The following is an 18,442-nucleotide window of genomic DNA, read 5'->3' on the forward strand; positions in this document are numbered from 1 at the left end:
GCCATATTAAAGTCGGTTGATACCGTTTCAGGATTACAATTGATCATGATCGCTTCATAACCGGCTTCTTTTGCTGCCAGTAAACCATGAACACATGAATAATCAAATTCGATTCCTTGACCAATTCGGTTCGGACCGGATCCTAGGACAATAATTTTCTTTTTATCGCTTACAATCGATTCATTTTCATCTTCGAAAGTGGAATAGAAATAGGGTGTTTTAGCAGGGAATTCAGCGGCACAAGTGTCCACCATTTTATATACTCTGTGTATGCCTAGTTCCTTACGACGATCAAACACTTCGTCTTCTGTTACATTTCCAAGCAACCAAGCTATTTGTGTATCGGCATAACCTTTTTGCTTCAATGTGATGAAGAAATCTGTCGGTATATTTTTTAAGGAATAGCGCTTTAGTTCGATCTCCATATTAACCAGTTCCATGATCTGATTCAGGAACCATTTGTCGATATGAGTTATCTTACGGATAGACTCTAGCGGAACCCCCAGGCTCATTGCATCTTTGATATGGAAAAGTCGATCCCAACTTGGATGTTCCAGGCTATGCATGATCTCTTCCAGGTTGCGGCTTTGTCGGCCGTCTGCACCTAATCCAAGGCGATTGGTCTCTAAACTCTGACAAGCTTTTTGCAAAGCTTCGATAAAGGTTCGGCCTATAGCCATCACCTCGCCAACCGATTTCATTTGCAAGCCCAGTTCTGTATTGGCACCTTTAAATTTATCAAAGTTCCAACGGGGTATTTTAACAATCACATAATCTAATGCTGGCTCAAAATATGCTGATGTAGTTTTAGTGATTTGGTTTTCAATTTCATCTAGATTATACCCGATAGCTAATTTAGCCGCAATTTTTGCAATTGGATAACCAGTTGCTTTTGATGCTAATGCAGATGAACGAGAAACTCTAGGGTTGATTTCAATTGCGATAATATCCTCTGTAGCAGGGTCAACTGAAAATTGCACATTACATCCCCCAGCAAAATTGCCGATTGACCGCATCATATGAATTGCTTGATTACGCATTTCCTGATAGCAACGATCACTCAATGTCATAGTTGGGGCAACAGTAATAGAATCTCCAGTATGAATACCCATTGGGTCGAAATTTTCTATTGCGCAGATGATAATTACATTGTCATTTCCATCTCTAAGAAGCTCAAGCTCATATTCTTTCCAACCTATAACCGCTTTCTCAACTAATACTTCATGGGTAGGTGAGGCCTGTAAACCGCGACTTAAAGCCTGATCAAAGTCTTCTTTTTTGTGAACAAAGCCGCCTCCTGAACCTCCAAGGGTGTATGATGGACGGATAACTAAAGGATATCCAATTTCTTGAGCAGCCTCCTTGCCTTCAAGAAAGGAATTGGCAATTTTAGATTTTGCCACTCCCACTCCAATCTCAACCATCAATCTACGAAACTCTTCACGGTTCTCAGTCTTTTCAACCGCCGCCATATCAACACCCACAATCCTGACATTATGATCAGCCCAGATACCTCTTTCTTCAGCCTCTTTACAAAGGTTTAGAGCAGTTTGCCCGCCCATGGTAGGCAGCACAGCATCTATTTTCTGTTCTTTTAAAATTAGTTCTATGCTTTCGCAGGTTAAAGGAAGCAGATAAACATGATCAGCAATAACCTTATCTGTCATAATTGTGGCAGGGTTAGAATTGATAATGGAAACCTTAATTCCTTCGTCTTTTAGCGAGAGTGCGGCTTGTGATCCTGCATAATCAAATTCGCAGGCCTGTCCGATAATAATGGGTCCTGAACCGATGATCAGGACTGAACGGATGGAAGTATCTAATGGCATAGTTCTTCTAAGAGTCTAATTTTGACTGTACAAATGCGAGATTGCTATACTTTGAAGAACAAAAATCCCGATTGCTTCGTCGGGATGCAAAGTTATATTTTTTTATCCTAATGAAGCTTGTTTTTTTAAAAAATCATGGATGAAAAACAAGAATTTCTTTCGAATTTTGATTTCGAATTTTTTAGAATTGTTTATTGCTAAAAATTTAACGTCTTTTTTCTTTATGCACAGCATTGGCTTAATGAAATTTTTGAATTCACAACATTAATTTTTATCCTTGAGTAGATACAGATATAAAACAAAATAGTAGTATGAAAAGATTAATTTTAGCGTTCATTGTTATAGGAATAATTTTTACCGGCTGCTCTGCAGTACAATCTATTATACGTTCAACCTTTCCATATACAGCCCTATTGGTAGTTCCTAGTACTTCTAAGATTAATACAGAACAATCTGCTACAAGTAAGGCGAGTAGTTTTGACCAAATTTTTACCGGTCAGGCTTCCAATACACAATCTATCAGAGACGTGCGTGTAGCCTCTGTGAAGGTTGATGCTACCTCGCCTTCTGGTCAAACTCTTGGAGTATTCAAATCATTCAGAATATATATTTCACGCGGCGACAGCAGTAAAGAATTACTGATAGCTACAAGAAATGATATTGCAACTACCGTTGGAAGCAGTATCATGCTTGATGCAGATTCCACTCTTTTAGTAGACAACTACATTAAAGGATCAACCGTTCGTATTCGAATCGAATATGTACTTAGAGGTGCCATTACATCCGATATAAACTTGAAGGCAAGTCTTGGATTAAACGTAGCACCAAATACAGCAAAATAATCTTAGTTTTACCCCATTAAAAAGCCTGTTTGGGTAACATTTAACGAATGATTTTTATTCTTGCTGTAACAGACTGGCTTAAAAGTCAAAGTCTTTTAGAAATATCTGGTGTAATAAGCGGGATATTGTGTGTTTATCTTGCTGCCAAGAATAATATCTGGAACTGGCCTCTTGCCATCATCAGCGTGTTAATTTATACCTTCATCTTTTTTGAGGAAAAACTATACGCTGACGCGGGATTACAGATATATTTTTTATTCACTAATATTTATGGATGGTATTTTTGGACTAAGAAATCGACTGAATACAACAAGACTCCAGTTAGTTTTGCTTCAAAAAAACTTATCTTTTTATCAATCTTAAGCATATTTCTATTTGCATTTTTACTCGGCACTTTCCTATTTAAAAGTACAGATGCGGCATTCCCTTATATTGATAGTTTTTGTACAGCCTGCAGCCTTGTTGCACAACTTTTTCTTGCCCGAAAAATCATTGAAAATTGGCTTATTTGGATATTTGTGGACATCATTTATATTGGGGTGTATCTGATCAAAGATCTTCATCTAACAGCTGGAATGTATGCCATATATGTCCTGATAGCTATAATGGGCTATATTAACTGGAAAAAAGAGTATAAGCAATCTAAATTGACGCTAAATATTAAAGCTTAAAAAATAGAATGGATTTAAGGAGGCTAGTATGGAATTGAACCTGATCAAGATTGCAATTGTGGGACCAGAATCTACTGGAAAATCGACCATTTCAGAACAGCTGGCAAATCACTATCAAACAGTTTGGGTACCAGAATATGCCCGTAGCTATTGCGAGAAATTGACAGCCCCATGTACCTGGCAAGATGAGATCAATATGTTTAGAGGGCAGTTGGAATTAGAACAGCAAATGGCCATCACTGCTAGGCGAATTTTGATTTGTGATACCACTTTTATTACGGTCAAAATCTGGAGTGATCATATGTTTGGCAGTGCTCCTCAAGAAGTTCTGGATAAACTCCCTCATCATCCCTACGATCTTTATTTACTTATGAACATTGATCTTCCATGGCAAGAGGATCCATTACGTGATTTTCCTGATAAGCGCGAACATTTCATGGAAGTTTGGCATACTGAATTAAAGGCATTGAATGCAACTTATTCACTGATCTCAGGGTCTGATGAAGTCAGACTGAAAAATGCAATTCAATGTATTGACTCGTTTATGATTAATAAGTGATTGGCTTGGAATCAATCTTTAAACTGGTGTAACTTTCTAAATTAATTCATCTTTAGATTAGGTTTTTGTTTTTATTCCTAATCGTTTTTAACTTAATTTACAGAAATTTTAAATTATGGAATGGCTCACTAACCCCGAAATCTGGATATCATTAATCACGTTAACGGTCTTGGAAATAGTTCTTGGAATAGATAACATCATATTTATTTCAATCATGGCGTCTAAACTTCCAGCCAACAAGCAGAAAAAGGCTCGTCAGCTAGGTTTAGCATTAGCTATGATTACACGGGTGCTATTGCTGTTATCTTTATCATGGATCATGACTTTGACCAGTCCGCTGTTTAATATGGGCGAGTGGATTGCTTTAACAGACGCAGAATTATTGAAACAGTTTGCTATTTCAGGAAGAGATTTGATCCTGATTATTGGAGGGTTATTCCTGATTTATAAAAGTACTAGTGAGATTCATGATAAACTTGAAGGTGAAGAACATCAAACTAATACAAAAGCGGTGATCACTTTTTCAGGGGTTATCGTTCAAATCCTGCTTCTTGACATTGTTTTTTCTCTCGACTCAGTTATAACCGCTGTAGGGATGGCAAATCATATTCAAGTAATGATTGCTGCTGTGATCATTGCAGTAATAGTAATGATGTTATCTGCAGGTGGGATTAGTGATTTTGTAAATAATCATCCAACAGTTAAAATGCTGGCCTTATCATTTCTTTTATTGATTGGCGTTTCACTATTAGCCGAAGGTTTTGATCAACATATTCCAAAAGGGTATATCTATTTTGCTATGGCTTTCTCTGTGTTGGTTGAAATGTTAAACCTGAAAATGAATAAAGGTAAAAAGCCTATTCAGTTACGTAATTTGGCTGAAGAACCCGAAGAAAAGTAGTTCAGCAATTACATAACGCGGCAAAGTAGGCCTTTTAGATATTCTCCCTCAGGGAACGATGATCTTACTGGATGATCTGCAGGCTGTGAAAACTGTTGAATAAATTGTACTTCTTTTCCTGCATCTAACGCTGCCCATGCAATAATTTGTTTGAACATGCTGATATCAACTGCCCCAGAACAGGAGTAGGTTGCCAGAAGTCCGCCTTCATTAAGTAAAAGCATGGCCATTCTGTTCAGGTCTTTATATGCTCTTGATGCTTTTGTTAAAGCCGAACGTGATGGAGCATATTTTGGGGGATCTAAGATGATGACATCAAATTTTTCATTGACTTCTCTGAATGCTCTAAGCTGCTTATTTACATCTGATTGTATGAGGCGGTGAGGAATATTGTTAAAACTATTGAGCTCCATATTTCGCTTTAAGGTATCCAATGCCAGAGCTGAACTGTCAACGCTAATTACCTCTTTTGCTCCTTTAGCCAGGGCATTCAAACTAAATCCACCTGAGTAAGAAAAGCAATCCAACACTTTTTTACCTTTTACATGATCGGCAACCCAATTTCGGTTATCGCGCTGGTCACAGTAAAAGCCTGATTTTTGCCCCTCTGCAATATTTACCTGATAGAAAATGCCATTCTCTTTCACGTCAACATATTCGGGAGGTTCAGTGCCAAGCAAAATTCCTCCTGAAGAGGCTTCCATCCCTTCATGAGCGCGTGCCGAGGCATCACTCCTGTCAAAGATTCCTTTTGGACGTAACAATTCCTGTAATTCATCAAGGATAATTTGTTTGATGTTTTCTATGCCGGATGTCAAGATCTGAACAGAAAGAAAATCTGCATAGCGGTCAACGATCAATCCTGGAAGGAAATCAGCTTCGCTAAAAATTAGTCGATACGTATTAGTATCCTCTGTACACAGTTCATCTCTGTGTTTTACTGCAATTTTGATCTTCCTTCTCCACCAGCTTTCATTGACCTCTGTTTCTAGATCCCATTCAAGAAGACGCACTGCTACTCTAGATTTGCTATTGAAAAAACCATAAGCAAGGAAATCATTATTGCTGTCAGTGACCATAACAATATCGCCATTCTCAGGTTTCCCTTTAATCTGATCTATTGCTCCAGAAAACACCCATGGGTGTAATTGTCTGACCGCTTTTTCTTTCCCTTTTTTTAATTTTACAGAATGCATGGCTCAAATTTACAATTTATGTTCCATTCATTGGAGCCATCCTGACTATGCCTCTGCATAAATTCACAATTGATGCTTAACTTTGGGCATGGAAGAAATAAGCTGGTCGGATTTTGAAAAGGTATCCCTAAAGGTAGGTACTGTTCTTGATGTTCTTGATTTCCCTGAAGCCCGGAAGCCAGCGTTCAAGCTTAAAGTTGACTTTGGCGAATATGGAATTAAATGGAGTAGTGCGCAAATCACAAAACACTACTCAAAACACGATTTAATTGGTAGACAGGTGGTAGGTGTATTGAATTTCCCAAAAAAACAGATTGCTAATTTTATTTCAGAATTCCTGGTTACGGGTTTTTCAGATCAGGATGGCCATATTGTTCTTACTGCAGTTGAGCGACAGGTTCCAAATGGTTCATCTTTAATTTAATTATATGAAATATATCAGTTTTACAGATGAGCCAGCCATTAATCCGGATCACTTTTTTATGAAAGAGGCTCTGAAGGAAGCACAGAAGGCGCTTGCTCTAGATGAAGTTCCAATAGGGGCTGTAATTGTTCATGCGGGCAGAATAATTGGACGGGGGCATAATCTTACCGAGCAGTTGAATGATGTTACTGCTCATGCAGAAATGCAGGCTTTTACAGCAGCAGCAAATTATACTGGGGGTAAATATTTAAAAGATTGCACGCTTTACGTAACTATCGAGCCCTGTGTGATGTGCGCTGGCGCATCCTACTGGACTCAGATAAGCCGTATAGTTTATGGTGCAAGAGATGAAAAAAGAGGTTTTTCACACGTTTCTGACCAAATCATTCATCCTAAGACCGAGGTGCTTAGTGAGGTCAGATCTGAAGAAGCTGCCAGTTTGATGAAAGACTTTTTTATTTCCAAACGCAATAAACTTTGACATCAAATTGAATAAGTTTTAACAATTCAATCTTATATTTGTTATAGAAAATAGTATAAACCCTAATTATAAAAAGATGGCTTTTGAACTACCCGCGTTAGCTTACGCAACAGACGCATTAGAACCGCATATCGATAAAACGACAATGGAAATTCACCATGGCAAACATCACCAAGCCTATGTGGATAATCTGAATAAGGCATTGGCTGGTACTGATGGTGCAAACCAGAAGATTGAAGATATCATTAAGAATATTTCAAAGTACCCTGTGGCAGTTAGAAATAATGGCGGTGGGCATTTTAATCATACCCTTTATTGGTCTATCATGTCTCCAAATGGTGGCGGAGCTCCAACTGGTGATTTGGCTAAAGCAATTGATGCTGCCTTTGGATCATTTGATGAATTTAAAAAGAAGTTTGCCGAAGCGGGTATGACTCGTTTTGGATCTGGGTGGTCATGGCTTTCAGTTGCTACTGATGGAAAATTACAGGTTAGCTCAACACCAAATCAGGATAGCCCTGTAATGGATATTGCTGAAGTAAAAGGTACTCCAATCTTAGGAATGGATGTTTGGGAGCATGCTTACTACCTTAAATATCAAAACAGACGTGCTGATTATGTTGCTGCATTTATGAATGTGGTAAACTGGGATGCAGTATCTGAAAGATTCGCGAAAGCAAAATAATTTCAAAAAATAAGACGTAATTTAAAAAGTGATGTATTCAATTACATCACTTTTTTATTTTGTAGTAATTACAAACTTGATAAATGGTTTTTTGTCAAAACTGACAAGAAGAAACTAATTCAAGAATAAATTCCCAATATTTCTTTCTTTTTTTTGTTTCGCATCCGCTTGGGAATAGCGTCAAGAATTTCCTTTTCAAGAGCCAGTATTAATTTCCTTTTTAGATAGTTGCGATGCGTTACAATGCTGATTTCACGGGTAGGTTCGGGCGACTTAAAATAACGTACCCTGTCTAGCTGCTTCACAGAAAAATCACTTATGGATAGCTCCGGCAATAAGGTAATTCCATTGTTCATTTCTACCATTCGCTTAAGCGTTTCGACGCTGTCTGTATTGTATTCAAATGGCTTCAAATCATCTGATTTTTTACGCTTGCATATATTAAGTATTTGGTTGCGCATACAATGACCTTCGTTGAGCAACCAAAGTTCATCCAAGTTAATATCAGAAGCATGCAAATTCTTTTTATTAATCAGCTGACTTGATTTTGAGAGGTAGGCAACAAATGACTCATAGAACAAAGGGCTTTCCTGCAAACTCTTATCCTCTAGTGGGGTCGACAAAATGCCACAGTCTAATAATCCGTTTTTCAATTCATGTATAATCTGATCGGTCATGTATTCCCATATTACCAGCTGTACATCGGGGTATTTTTCCATAAACGCAGAAATTACCTTAGGCATCAGGTAAGGTGCCATAGTTGGGATAATTCCAATTCTAAGCTCACCAGATACAATACTTTTTTGATTACTGATTAGCTCCTTTAATTTATAGCTCTCCTTTAAAATGTTTCGAGATTGTTCTAGGATTTCTATCCCAATCTCAGTGGGGGTGATTGGTTGTTTACTCCTGTCAAAAAGCTTGACCCCAAGTTCATCTTCCAGTTTCTGAACTTGCATACTCATAGTGGGTTGTGTCACAAAACATTTTTCTGCAGCAAGGCCAAAACTCCGGTAGGTATCAAGTGCAACAATGTATTCAAGCTGTACTAAAGTCATGTTATAGATTTAAACTATTCAAATATAATAATTATTGATTATGTCTATAAAGATATTTTTTCGATTAAAATTTTATTTATTTTCTATTTATTTCTGTTAAAATTTTGGCTTATATGTAACTCAATTTTTATGATTTTTTATATCAGTTTTATCCTATTGATTTGATAATCGGTTAGTTTTATATTTCTTCATCCTGCATTTAGTAATTATTCTAAACCAGAAAATTGTTAAAAAAATATTTATAAGTTTATTTGATAAACCAATTTTTATGAAAATGCTTTTTCAATCCCTTAGGTTCAGTAAAACATGGATCGTGTTTACAATTCTTTTCATTTCATGCAGTATTTCGATTGCGCAGCCAGGAATTACTATTGCTGAAAAAACAAAAGGCATGAAGCTTTTCAATGGTTTCATAAATTATTATTGGGATGAAAGCACCGGTAAAATCTGGTTACAGATTGATGAACTTGATAAAGAAATTTTATATCAAACCTCACTTCCAGCTGGACTAGGTTCAAATGATATTGGTCTTGATAGAGGCATTATGGGCACCACCTATATTGTTAAATTTAGCCGTGTAGCAAATAAGATTTTGATGATTGAGCCAAACTATGCATACCGTGCAGTAAGTGGTGGAGAGGCAGAAAAAAGAGCTGTTGAACAATCATTTGCCCAGTCAACAATCTGGGGCTTTAGTGTTGCTGCTCAAACCGGAGGTTCAGTACTTGTTGATGCAACAGATTTTATCATGCGCGATGCCTTAAAAGTTTCTAATCGGTTGAGAAGTTCGAAGCAGGGTGCGTATAATTTAGATGCCAGTCGTTCTGCCATGTATTTGCCCAGAACTAAGAATTTTCCTTTAAATACTGAGCTCGAAACAACGCTAACCTTCATAAATAATGATGGGCAAACCGGAAATTTTGTAAATAGTGTGACTCCTGTACCCGAAGCCATTACCCTAAGAGTGCATCATTCGTTTGCGCAATTGCCCGATACTAATTTTCAAACCAGACTGTATGATGCACGTTCTCCATACATCACGAATTCATATTTTGATTATAGCAGTAAGGTGAATGAACCTATTCAGAAAAATATGATTCTTCGTCACCGTTTAGAAAAGAAAGATCCTTTGGCTTTAAAGAGCGAAGCCATAAAACCTATTGTTTATTATCTTGATAATGGCACTCCTGAGCCTATTCGAAGTGCTTTACTAGAAGGTGGTAGCTGGTGGAATCAGGCTTTTGAAGCAGCCGGTTTTATCAATGCTTTCCAAGTAAAAATACTTCCTGAAACGGCCGATCCAATGGATTTGCGCTATAACATGATCAATTGGGTGCACCGTTCTACAAGGGGCTGGAGTTATGGTGATGCTGTTGTAGATCCGCGGACAGGCGAGATCATTAAAGGAAATGTAACCTTGGGTTCGTTGCGTGTTCGACAGGATTACCTAATCGCTCAGGGATTATTGGCTCCTTTTGAAAACAATACGCTGCCTACTGATGATAAAATGCTAAAAATGGCTTTGCAAAGGTTGAAACAATTGTCGGCACATGAAATTGGTCATACCATCGGTTTAATGCATAACTATATATCGAGCGCTCAGAACCGGGCTAGCGTAATGGATTATCCGCCACCTATGGTTTCATTAAATGCCAATAATGAAATTGATCTGACTAATGCCTATACTAATGAAATTGGTGAATGGGATAAAGTAAGTATCCAATATGGTTATTCACAGTTTCCAAAAGGGGTTAATGAAGCCGAGGCTCTGAATAAAATACTAAGTGATGCGGCTAAAAAGGGCCTTACATTTATTTCTGACAGAGATGCGCGTGATCCAGCGGGTTTGCATCCTGAAGCACATTTATGGGATAATGGAAATGATCCGGTAAAGGAATTAAAAAATGTGATGAATATTCGTTCCAAAGCGCTTTCAAAATTTGGATTAAACAATATACCGCAGGGTACGCCAATGGCCATGCTTGAGGATGTATTGGTTCCTGTTTACTTGTTCCACCGGTATCAGGTTGAGGCGGTTTCTAAACAGGTGGGCGGAATGTATTATTCGTATGCAATTAAAGGAGATGGGCAAATGGTAACCCGTTCGGTTTCTAAAGAAGTTCAGCTCGAAGCTTTAAAAGCACTTGTTGATTGTATGGATCCCAAAACATTAGCGCTCCCTGAAAGTATTGTCAAACTGATTCCTCCCCGTCCGGCAGGTTATAGCATTTCCAAAGAGTTGTTTAATAGAAGAACCGGGCTGGTATTTGATCCGCTGGCTGCAGCAGAGTCAGCTGCTGATATGCCTCTTTCTTTTTTGTTCAATACAAGTCGTATGAACAGGATGGTACAATACGAGGTTTCAAATAAGGGTTTAGGTGTAGATGAAATGATTGGCTTACTGATAGCAAAAACATGGAAATCACCCAGGCTCAATGGGATGGAGGGGATGATACAAAAGCAGAATGAGCAGTTACTGCTTACCTACCTTCTTTCTTCATCTGTCAATGATGATGCTTCATTCGCCACCAAAGCACAAATCCATAAATCACTTGAAGATTTGAGAATATATGCAGCTGCTCAGTTAAAGTCTACAACAGATACCACGTATAAAGGTTATTTGATTCTTACCTTAGATCGCATGAAATTTCCTGAAAAGGCAAAACCAACACTTCATCCCGTTGCACCTCCGGGAGCTCCCATTGGATGCATGATGGATGAAATTTAATTTACTGAAATACGCTTTGCCTGATTTATTGAACGGGTATTGGTGCTGTAAAATGGAATAAGTAAAAATGACTTCTGAAGATACTACCCGAATAAATAAATATCTGAGTGAGATAGGTTATTGCTCACGCAGAGCTGCTGATCAATTGATACTTGAAAACAGGGTTACCATTAATGGGAGTGTTCCAGAAATGGGTACTAAGATCATCCCTGGTGATATTGTTAAAGTTGATGGGAAATTGGTGTCTAAACCTGATGAAAAGCCAGTTTATATTGCTTTTAATAAGCCTATCGGAATTGTATGCACCACTGATACCAAGGCCGAAAAGGATAATATCATTGATTACATTAAGTTTCCAAAACGCATATTCCCTATTGGCAGGTTAGATAAACCCAGTGAGGGGCTCATTCTGCTGACCAGCGACGGTGATATTGTGAACAAGATTCTGCGCGCCAGAAATAACCATGAAAAGGAATATCTGGTATCTGTAAACAGGCCGATCACCACTGAATTTCTTAAGAACATGCGAAGTGGAGTGCCAATTCTAGATACGATAACTCGTGAGTGTGAAGTAGAGCAGATTGACAAAAATAAATTCAGAATCATTCTTACCCAGGGCCTCAACCGTCAGATACGCAGGATGTGTGAGTTCCTTGATTTTAAGGTAACCAAGCTAAAAAGGGTGAGAATAATGAATATTAAGCTTGATATCCCAATTGGAAAGTGGAGATACCTGAGTAATGATGAAATGGATGAGATCAACCGACTCATCTCATCCTCTTCAAAAACTCATATAGATCCCCAATAGAAAGCCTATTTTAGCTCCTTTAAACGGTATTTTAAAGCCATATATAAACTTAATACCAAACCGAGTAGAAATACACCTCCCATATAACCGAATATTGCAAATGCCTCTTTAGCATTTTCGCGTCCCATTTCTGGGCCGTATATTGCCGCAAAAAGCCAAACAAAAGGATACAGAAAACCTCCAATGGATACTGTATAAGAAGTAATGGCTTTCATTCTGTCAGGAGCCGATAAAAAGGAAATAAACAAAAGTACACCCATAATCATTGCGCCAATGCCAGTAGCATGGAAGTGAAATCGTTGGTAATAACGCCAGTTTTTGTCGGCCTCAGATTTGAGTACCGCAGCTTTTTCAACCGGATCCTGGATCTGATTTATCTTTTCATTCTTTTTAAGGCCTTCATTAATATTATCCTTGAAATAATCTTCGTTTGCTCCGAAAATTATGGAGATAAAAACACCGCCTATTAGTGTTAAAATAGCGATTACATACGGAATTCTGTGTGTCATAATACTTTGTTTATATTTCTTGCTTTTAGGTAAGTTACCCTTTTATTGGTGGCTTTTTCTGATTGTATCCGTTTATTTTATTGTCATAACATAAAAAAAGGACCGTTTTAGGCCCTCGTTTTTCTAGATATTTTTTTACTTATTTAATTCAGTTTATTAGTTTCTTCATTTGGGAATACCACGGCTGGCTTAAAGTTTCTAGCCTCTTCAATATCCATAATTGCATAGGCAATGATAATAATGACATCGTCGCGCATCACTCTTCTTGCTGCTGCTCCATTTAAAACTATTTCACCACTCCCTCTTCTTCCTGGAATAGTATAAGTTTCAAATCGCTCGCCATTATTATTATTTACAATTTGTACTTTCTCACCATGCAATAAATTTGCAGCATCCATTAAATCTTCATCTATGGTAATACTGCCTATATAGTTTAGATCTGCGTCAGTTACTTTGACCCTGTGAATTTTTGATTTTAAAATATGAACTTGCATGGTGCAAAGCTAATAATTTGGATGGAATACAGTTGTGTTAACATCGTTCATTGTAGTATAGATTTCACTTTTTACGCAAAGAATGTTCACCTATTTGATAGGTTATTATAAAATAAAAATTCCCCGGCTTTTTTAAAACCGGGGAATTATATTGAGTTGGAACGAGGCTGTTTATTTCTTCTTTAAAATGATCTCAATAACATCATTGCCCTCTAAATCACTATATTTTCTTTGAGCACTTTCTCCTTTTAGGACAGTAATCGATTGAATATCATCAGGTTTAATATTTTTAAAAGTACTGCTATCAACTTTCTTTCCATCAAGCATGTAAACTACTTGATCATTTATTTTTACCTTGTTCCAATTGGTTTTTCTTTCAAAAACAATCGTGTCTGCCTGAATTTCCCGAAAATCAGAAACAGTAATATCCATGGCTTTTATTCCTTTTATCCCTTTGATTCTTTTTACTGCATTCTCAATATCACCTTTACTGTTTTGATCCACAATAAATAGTTTTTTGTTATCACTTTTATCGCTTGGATCGACCATGAATATTTTTTTACTATTACCATTCTTAGATTTTGTGGTAATAATCATGAGGTCATTGTTTTTATCAGCATCTTCTTGGAAATAATGACCTTCCACTCTCGCCTCCTTTAGTTCTCCTTTCGAATTCTTAGCATCTCTTTCTATCGTTAGTCCATCTTTCCTAATTAATCGAATGCTTTCGATATCCCCTGGTTTCAGGTCTGATATAGTGGCTTTTCCGTTGATTATCATAATTTTATTTTGCTCTGTGCCTGCATCCTCATTATTCCACTTAAGAATCATTACTTTGTTATCGTTGTTTTCGACTGGCTTTACCCCGGGCATCGGAGGCATCGGAGGCATTGGTGGCATCGGTGGCATAGCAGGCATCGGAGGCATTGGTGGCATCGGTGGTATCGGTGGCATAGCAGGCATCGGCGGTTCAGGCACTACCGGAAGTTTTGGTTTTATGGTATCCGAAAGGTTTTCATAATAAACGTTCTCCAATTGTTTACCTATGCGTTCAACTTTTTCTACTGCATTGACCTTGATTGAGAAAATTGCAAGTGCAAGCAGTATTAATGGTAGAGCCATTACCCTTCTTAAGTAAGAGTATTCTGTTTTGTTTGATTTTGTTAACATGGCTAATCTGCGCTTAATGGATGAATAATTAAATGGATGTATTGGATTGAAAAAATGTGTTCCGTAATGCGTTTCAAGTAGAAGTTTTGCAAATGCCTCCGTATTGTTTTCACCAACGGCCTCTTCATCGGCAATAAATTCGTGAATAGTTTGGAGCTCTTTCTGGATAATCCAGTTGAATGGATTGATCCAAAGGATTGAACCTATGATCTGGCAAAATAACCTGTCCCATGAATGCTTTTGTTTAATATGTGTAAGCTCATGCTTAAAAATCTTTTGTCCGTTTTCATCATTTAGTTGGATTCCCTTTTTCCAGAATAAGTTATTTAAGAATGAGAAAGGTGCATTTTCGACATCAGTTTCAATGAATTCTATTCCTTCGTACTGCCTTACAGGTGAATTTCTCTTAATTCTATAGATTTTAACAATGCTGATCACTAATAATACAAGTAGTGAAATACCGATCATAATGATGAACATGAATATCCAGTCGCTATAAATTAGATTGTTCACCTGACTTTTAACTCCTGGTTCGGCGATCATTAATAGTATTTCTTCGCCAGTTGTTTTAGCTGCCGGCTTTTCAAATGTAAACCAGTGAAAATTTAATAGGGGAATAACCAAACTTAAGACCAGGCTGGCTAAAAGATAAAAGCGATTATAATAATGAAATTTATTATCCTTAAGGGCTAAACGGTAATAGCCATACATGATAGCTGTAATGAACGTCGATTTGAGGACGTAAATCAAAATTAGTTCAGTGCTCATGACTTTTTATTTTTGAGTTCTTTTAATAGCAATTCCAAATCTTCAATTGACATTTGTTTCTTATCAACCAAAAACGAAACTACATTAGAGTACGATCCTTCAAAATATCGTTCTGTAAGCCCCTCAATGCTTTGCTCAGAATAAGTAGATTTTGTAACCAGTGGATAGTATAGGTTGTTTCGATTCGGGTTCTTGATCCCTACAAATCCTTTTTCTACCAATATTTTGAGCAAGGTTGCTACAGTATTATTATGAGGTTTGGGTTCATCCAGTAATTCAAGGATGTCTTTGACATAGCCACCAGATTTTAGTGACCATAGTACTTGCATTAGTTGCTCTTCAGCCTGTGTGAGTTTTTTCATTCTAACTAAATTATTAGTCAATAATACGACTAATAATTTAGTTAGAAAAATTTAGTTGAAAATATTTTTTAACCGCGTAGAAATGCAGGTTGAAGAATCAAAATAGACGGCCTAAATCAGCGGGTTGAGCCTTTTTAATCTGACCATTCTCTGGGCCTGTGCTGTTTAGTTCACAAAGCTGCCATCACCTCTTCTAATAAGAGGTCTGTTATTATTGCCCACAGCGCCTGTCCATTTTTGTAAATTCATACTTAAGTTTAGCATAACATAACGGCTGTTAGGGTTGGTTAAAGTTTCTGTAAATCCTAAATCATTTTGTGTTCTATTGATGAAGTTGTTTTGGTTCAACAAATCATAGGCTCTTAATTGCAGAGAGCCTTTATTTTTAAACACTCGCATTTGCAGCATCGTGTTAATAATCAAAGGGTTATTCGTTATATTGTTGCCAATACCACTCACATAATTTTTGCTTATTGCATACCCAAATTGGTATTGCTTGGCAAAATAAATGTTCCCATCTACACTCAATGCCCAAATTTTTTGAATAACATCTCTAGAGCGGGCTAAAGAAAAATCTATTTTATTAAAATCGTATGAAACGAATGGATTTATATCAAACCAAGGCTTAGGATTCATTCGTGGGCCAAAACTCTGCTTAAAACCCCAGGTTTTTGAGCTGTTCATTTGGCTGTTACTCATCGAAACACGGTTTGAGTTAATTACATTCCCAAAAAAACTAAGGTTATACCTTCTATCACTTAACTGCTTTGAAATAGAATAGTCGCCAATAGTGCTGTTGTTACCTTGTAAGTTTACGTATCGTGTTTCATTTTTAAATGTACCAAAAGCAGCAGGATCTCTAATCTCAACAACATTATTGACTACTTGATTTTCTGTAAACGAGGAGCCTAGTCTTAATTCATAGTTGATTCTTGAATTAGCAATGTAATTGCTATACTGAGCATTTACACTGTGTGCAAATGCAACCTTCAAATCGGGATTACCCACAATGGCATTTTGCGGATTTGAAACGTCTTTTACAGGTTGAATTTGGTTAAATAAGGGCTCAATAGCTCTGCCATTATAGTTTAATGAAGCTCTGTGCGTACTCGAAAGTCTTAATTGAACACGAGCAATGGGTATAATTCTAAAATTTTGTTTATCAATTCTAGAAGCAACACTAGTACTGCTTCCTACTAAAGAAGTATTAACACCTGTTGCACCCAAAGAGAAATTAAATAAACTGGTATTATTGCCATATTTGTAATTAATCGAGTTTCGGTATTGCGTGAAGGAATAGTTAAACACATTGCTGAAATTATCTAAGAGTGATAAATTTCCATTAGCCTCAATATCACTAGTTAGCCGACTATTAGTATAGCCTCTGTTTTCTAAATTCGTATTAAATTCTAATCGAGATAATTTACCCAAGGGTTCTGTATAAGTTAAACTACCACGAGTGCTTTTTTGGAGGTTTCTGACATCAATTAGGCGATTAAGAATAGAATCACCTAAGAACAATTGATTAACATCTCTGTAATTGAAAAGATTTAATTGTTCATCCTCATTGTTATTTTCTTGTTGCCTAATGGTAGCTTCGGCAGAGAAAGTTCTTGAAGGAGTTTTAAAAATGTGTTGATAAGCAACCGTTCCGCCAATGTTTGGACGGGTACTGCTATTGTTGTTGTTATTAATTTGATCCTGATTGATCAAGCCTTTTTGAAAGTTTGTAGACCTATTGAAACTTGTTGAATTTACAAAATTCAGGTTAGGAGAAAACTGAATATAATTGGCACTATCAATGGCATATTCTATTTCAAAACCAATGGCATGTGTTTTATTATTAGATTCTATATTAGCATCCCGGTCAGAATCAGTTGTCCCTAAAGTACTGATTGCTTGCGATCTGCTAATGGTTTGAGTGTTATTATCGGTGTAATTAAAATTATAATTAGCCAAAAAATCTATCTTTTTCCCAAATTTATCCCGGTAAGTAAATGCTGGTGCGGTTCTTAAGTTGGTGCCTCCTGTAGCACTTCCGCCACCTCCGCCTCCAACACCTGCACCACTTCTTCCACCCCGGTTAGAGGCTCCACCTAAACGGCCAATACTTGCATTTTGACCTGCAATTCCGTTTGGAGTTTTGAGTAAAGTTGTATTAACGGTGATGGTTTGATTCTTATTGATGCGGGTTAAGTTTGCACTACCTTCATACTGATCGAGCGTTCCAAGACCTGCATTTAACCTTGCCAAATTACCAACAGATTTATCTTGTCTCGTTGTAATATTCAATACTTTGGTTGGATCGCCATCTTTAACTCCGGTTCTGGCAGCAGTATTTCCATAATCGTCAACCATTTGTACTTTATCAACAATTTCTGCAGGTAAATTTTGAACCGCGGTAGCCACATCGCCACCATAAATATCTTTACCATTTAATCGTGCTCTGGCTATAGCTGTTCCATTTACAGTTACCGAACCATCATTACCCACTTGAACGCCTTCCATTTTTTGCAATAACTCATCAACAGTAGCACCTTTTCTTACCACATAATCACTGGCTCGATACTCTACAGTATCTGTTTTATACACAATAGATGGGGTACCATTAATAATGACCTCGCTTAATACTTTCTCATCATTTTTTAAGATGATAGGGTCTAAAGTAATTCGGGCGGTAGCATCATTGTATTTACCTGAAATTACCTTTCTAACATGGCCCAACGAAGTTACCTGAACTTTAAAAACCCAGGATTTTACATTTTTGAAAATAAAAATTCCATCCTCATTGGTTGAAGTTTTAAGCGTGTCTGCGGTAGAAGTTAAGGTTACCGTTGCACCAATAACGGTTTGATCGAGCGAATCTTTAACTACACCTGATACTTGTCTTAGCGGAATGGGCTTGGGCGATGTAGCTGGTGGTCTCGGTGTGGTTTGCGCAAAAAGCTGAGCAATTG

Annotated in this window: 17 protein-coding genes; 9 read left to right on the forward strand and 8 right to left on the reverse strand. The window is 37.3% G+C overall.

Going from position 1 to position 18,442, the window contains the following annotated elements:
• Nucleotides 1-1,829, reverse strand: a 1,829-nt coding sequence (gene carB, locus ACIQZ6_RS08735) for a carbamoyl-phosphate synthase large subunit (protein WP_395810194.1), incomplete at its 3' end; no start/stop codon positions are given.
• Nucleotides 1,830-2,140: 311 nt separating this feature from the next.
• Here carB and ACIQZ6_RS08740 point away from each other — a divergent pair.
• The 4 genes from ACIQZ6_RS08740 (at nt 2,141) to ACIQZ6_RS08755 (ending at nt 4,802) form a co-directional block, all read left to right on the forward strand.
• Nucleotides 2,141-2,671, forward strand: coding sequence for a hypothetical protein (locus ACIQZ6_RS08740; protein WP_395810196.1), 531 nt, complete (start codon nt 2,141-2,143; stop codon nt 2,669-2,671).
• A gap of 47 nt (nt 2,672-2,718) precedes the next feature.
• Complete coding sequence (gene pnuC / locus ACIQZ6_RS08745) at nt 2,719-3,342, forward strand: nicotinamide riboside transporter PnuC (protein ID WP_395810198.1); 624 nt, start codon at nt 2,719-2,721, stop codon at nt 3,340-3,342.
• Between the two features lie 28 nt (nt 3,343-3,370).
• A complete protein-coding gene (locus ACIQZ6_RS08750) occupies nt 3,371-3,901 on the forward strand; it encodes an AAA family ATPase (protein ID WP_395810200.1) in 531 nt (176 codons plus the stop codon).
• 115 nt (nt 3,902-4,016) lie between these two features.
• Complete coding sequence (locus ACIQZ6_RS08755) at nt 4,017-4,802, forward strand: TerC family protein (protein WP_395810202.1); 786 nt, start codon at nt 4,017-4,019, stop codon at nt 4,800-4,802.
• 8 nt (nt 4,803-4,810) lie between these two features.
• Here the strand turns inward: ACIQZ6_RS08755 and ACIQZ6_RS08760 are convergent, their stop codons facing one another.
• A complete protein-coding gene (locus ACIQZ6_RS08760) occupies nt 4,811-5,998 on the reverse strand; it encodes a class I SAM-dependent rRNA methyltransferase (RefSeq protein ID WP_395810204.1) in 1,188 nt (395 codons plus the stop codon).
• Between the two features lie 88 nt (nt 5,999-6,086).
• Here ACIQZ6_RS08760 and ACIQZ6_RS08765 point away from each other — a divergent pair, with 88 nt between their 5' ends.
• The 3 genes from ACIQZ6_RS08765 to ACIQZ6_RS08775 all read left to right on the forward strand — a co-directional run bounded on the left by ACIQZ6_RS08765 (nt 6,087) and on the right by ACIQZ6_RS08775 (nt 7,588).
• Nucleotides 6,087-6,422, forward strand: a complete 336-nt coding sequence (locus tag ACIQZ6_RS08765; RefSeq protein WP_395810206.1) for a tRNA-binding protein — start codon at nt 6,087-6,089, stop codon at nt 6,420-6,422.
• A gap of 4 nt (nt 6,423-6,426) precedes the next feature.
• Nucleotides 6,427-6,903: a nucleoside deaminase gene (locus ACIQZ6_RS08770; RefSeq protein WP_395810208.1), complete on the forward strand. Its 477-nt coding sequence runs from the start codon at nt 6,427-6,429 to the stop codon at nt 6,901-6,903.
• Nucleotides 6,904-6,979: 76 nt separating this feature from the next.
• On the forward strand, nt 6,980-7,588 hold the full coding sequence (locus tag ACIQZ6_RS08775) for a superoxide dismutase (protein ID WP_395810210.1): 609 nt from the start codon (nt 6,980-6,982) through the stop codon (nt 7,586-7,588).
• Nucleotides 7,589-7,707: 119 nt separating this feature from the next.
• On the opposite strand, the gene ACIQZ6_RS08780 is transcribed toward ACIQZ6_RS08775, so the two are convergent.
• Nucleotides 7,708-8,646: a LysR substrate-binding domain-containing protein gene (locus tag ACIQZ6_RS08780; RefSeq protein WP_395810212.1), complete on the reverse strand. Its 939-nt coding sequence runs from the start codon at nt 8,644-8,646 to the stop codon at nt 7,708-7,710.
• 274 nt (nt 8,647-8,920) lie between these two features.
• Between ACIQZ6_RS08780 and ACIQZ6_RS08785 the strand changes: the two genes are divergently transcribed.
• Nucleotides 8,921-11,374, forward strand: a complete 2,454-nt coding sequence (locus ACIQZ6_RS08785) for a zinc-dependent metalloprotease (protein WP_395810214.1) — start codon at nt 8,921-8,923, stop codon at nt 11,372-11,374.
• Between the two features lie 67 nt (nt 11,375-11,441).
• The gene (gene rluF, locus ACIQZ6_RS08790; RefSeq protein WP_395810216.1) at nt 11,442-12,182 is read left to right on the forward strand and encodes a 23S rRNA pseudouridine(2604) synthase RluF; all 741 of its coding nucleotides are present in this window, start codon (nt 11,442-11,444) and stop codon (nt 12,180-12,182) included.
• 5 nt (nt 12,183-12,187) lie between these two features.
• Here the strand turns inward: rluF and ACIQZ6_RS08795 are convergent, their stop codons facing one another.
• The 5 genes from ACIQZ6_RS08795 to ACIQZ6_RS08815 form a co-directional block, all read right to left on the reverse strand.
• The gene (locus ACIQZ6_RS08795) at nt 12,188-12,691 is read right to left on the reverse strand and encodes a hypothetical protein (protein ID WP_395810218.1); all 504 of its coding nucleotides are present in this window, start codon (nt 12,689-12,691) and stop codon (nt 12,188-12,190) included.
• Between the two features lie 143 nt (nt 12,692-12,834).
• Nucleotides 12,835-13,185: an aspartate 1-decarboxylase gene (panD, locus tag ACIQZ6_RS08800; protein ID WP_395810220.1), complete on the reverse strand. Its 351-nt coding sequence runs from the start codon at nt 13,183-13,185 to the stop codon at nt 12,835-12,837.
• Between the two features lie 171 nt (nt 13,186-13,356).
• On the reverse strand, nt 13,357-15,123 hold the full coding sequence (locus ACIQZ6_RS08805; RefSeq protein WP_395810222.1) for a M56 family metallopeptidase: 1,767 nt from the start codon (nt 15,121-15,123) through the stop codon (nt 13,357-13,359).
• Nucleotides 15,120-15,485, reverse strand: a complete 366-nt coding sequence (locus tag ACIQZ6_RS08810) for a BlaI/MecI/CopY family transcriptional regulator (RefSeq protein WP_395810224.1) — start codon at nt 15,483-15,485, stop codon at nt 15,120-15,122. The genes ACIQZ6_RS08805 and ACIQZ6_RS08810 overlap by 4 nt, the downstream gene beginning before the upstream one ends.
• A gap of 165 nt (nt 15,486-15,650) precedes the next feature.
• A partial coding sequence (locus tag ACIQZ6_RS08815) for a TonB-dependent receptor (protein WP_395810226.1) occupies nt 15,651-18,442 on the reverse strand: 2,792 nt, incomplete at its 5' end.

Source organism: Daejeonella sp. (genome assembly GCF_044348475.1).
GTDB lineage: Bacteria > Bacteroidota > Bacteroidia > Sphingobacteriales > Sphingobacteriaceae > Daejeonella.

Excerpts from the sequence above, each read along its gene's own strand:
- ACIQZ6_RS08740 (WP_395810196.1), top strand. The coding sequence starts at position 2,141 with ATGAAAAGATTAATTTTAGCGTTCATTGTTATAGGAATAATTTTTACC.
- pnuC (WP_395810198.1), top strand. The coding sequence starts at position 2,719 with ATGATTTTTATTCTTGCTGTAACAGACTGGCTTAAAAGTCAAAGTCTT.
- ACIQZ6_RS08750 (WP_395810200.1), top strand. The coding sequence starts at position 3,371 with ATGGAATTGAACCTGATCAAGATTGCAATTGTGGGACCAGAATCTACT.
- ACIQZ6_RS08755 (WP_395810202.1), top strand. The coding sequence starts at position 4,017 with ATGGAATGGCTCACTAACCCCGAAATCTGGATATCATTAATCACGTTA.
- ACIQZ6_RS08760 (WP_395810204.1), bottom strand. The coding sequence starts at position 5,998 with ATGCATTCTGTAAAATTAAAAAAAGGGAAAGAAAAAGCGGTCAGACAA.
- ACIQZ6_RS08765 (WP_395810206.1), top strand. The coding sequence starts at position 6,087 with ATGGAAGAAATAAGCTGGTCGGATTTTGAAAAGGTATCCCTAAAGGTA.
- ACIQZ6_RS08770 (WP_395810208.1), top strand. The coding sequence starts at position 6,427 with ATGAAATATATCAGTTTTACAGATGAGCCAGCCATTAATCCGGATCAC.
- ACIQZ6_RS08775 (WP_395810210.1), top strand. The coding sequence starts at position 6,980 with ATGGCTTTTGAACTACCCGCGTTAGCTTACGCAACAGACGCATTAGAA.
- ACIQZ6_RS08780 (WP_395810212.1), bottom strand. The coding sequence starts at position 8,646 with ATGACTTTAGTACAGCTTGAATACATTGTTGCACTTGATACCTACCGG.
- ACIQZ6_RS08785 (WP_395810214.1), top strand. The coding sequence starts at position 8,921 with ATGCTTTTTCAATCCCTTAGGTTCAGTAAAACATGGATCGTGTTTACA.
- rluF (WP_395810216.1), top strand. The coding sequence starts at position 11,442 with ATGACTTCTGAAGATACTACCCGAATAAATAAATATCTGAGTGAGATA.
- ACIQZ6_RS08795 (WP_395810218.1), bottom strand. The coding sequence starts at position 12,691 with ATGACACACAGAATTCCGTATGTAATCGCTATTTTAACACTAATAGGC.
- panD (WP_395810220.1), bottom strand. The coding sequence starts at position 13,185 with ATGCAAGTTCATATTTTAAAATCAAAAATTCACAGGGTCAAAGTAACT.
- ACIQZ6_RS08805 (WP_395810222.1), bottom strand. The coding sequence starts at position 15,123 with ATGAGCACTGAACTAATTTTGATTTACGTCCTCAAATCGACGTTCATT.
- ACIQZ6_RS08810 (WP_395810224.1), bottom strand. The coding sequence starts at position 15,485 with ATGAAAAAACTCACACAGGCTGAAGAGCAACTAATGCAAGTACTATGG.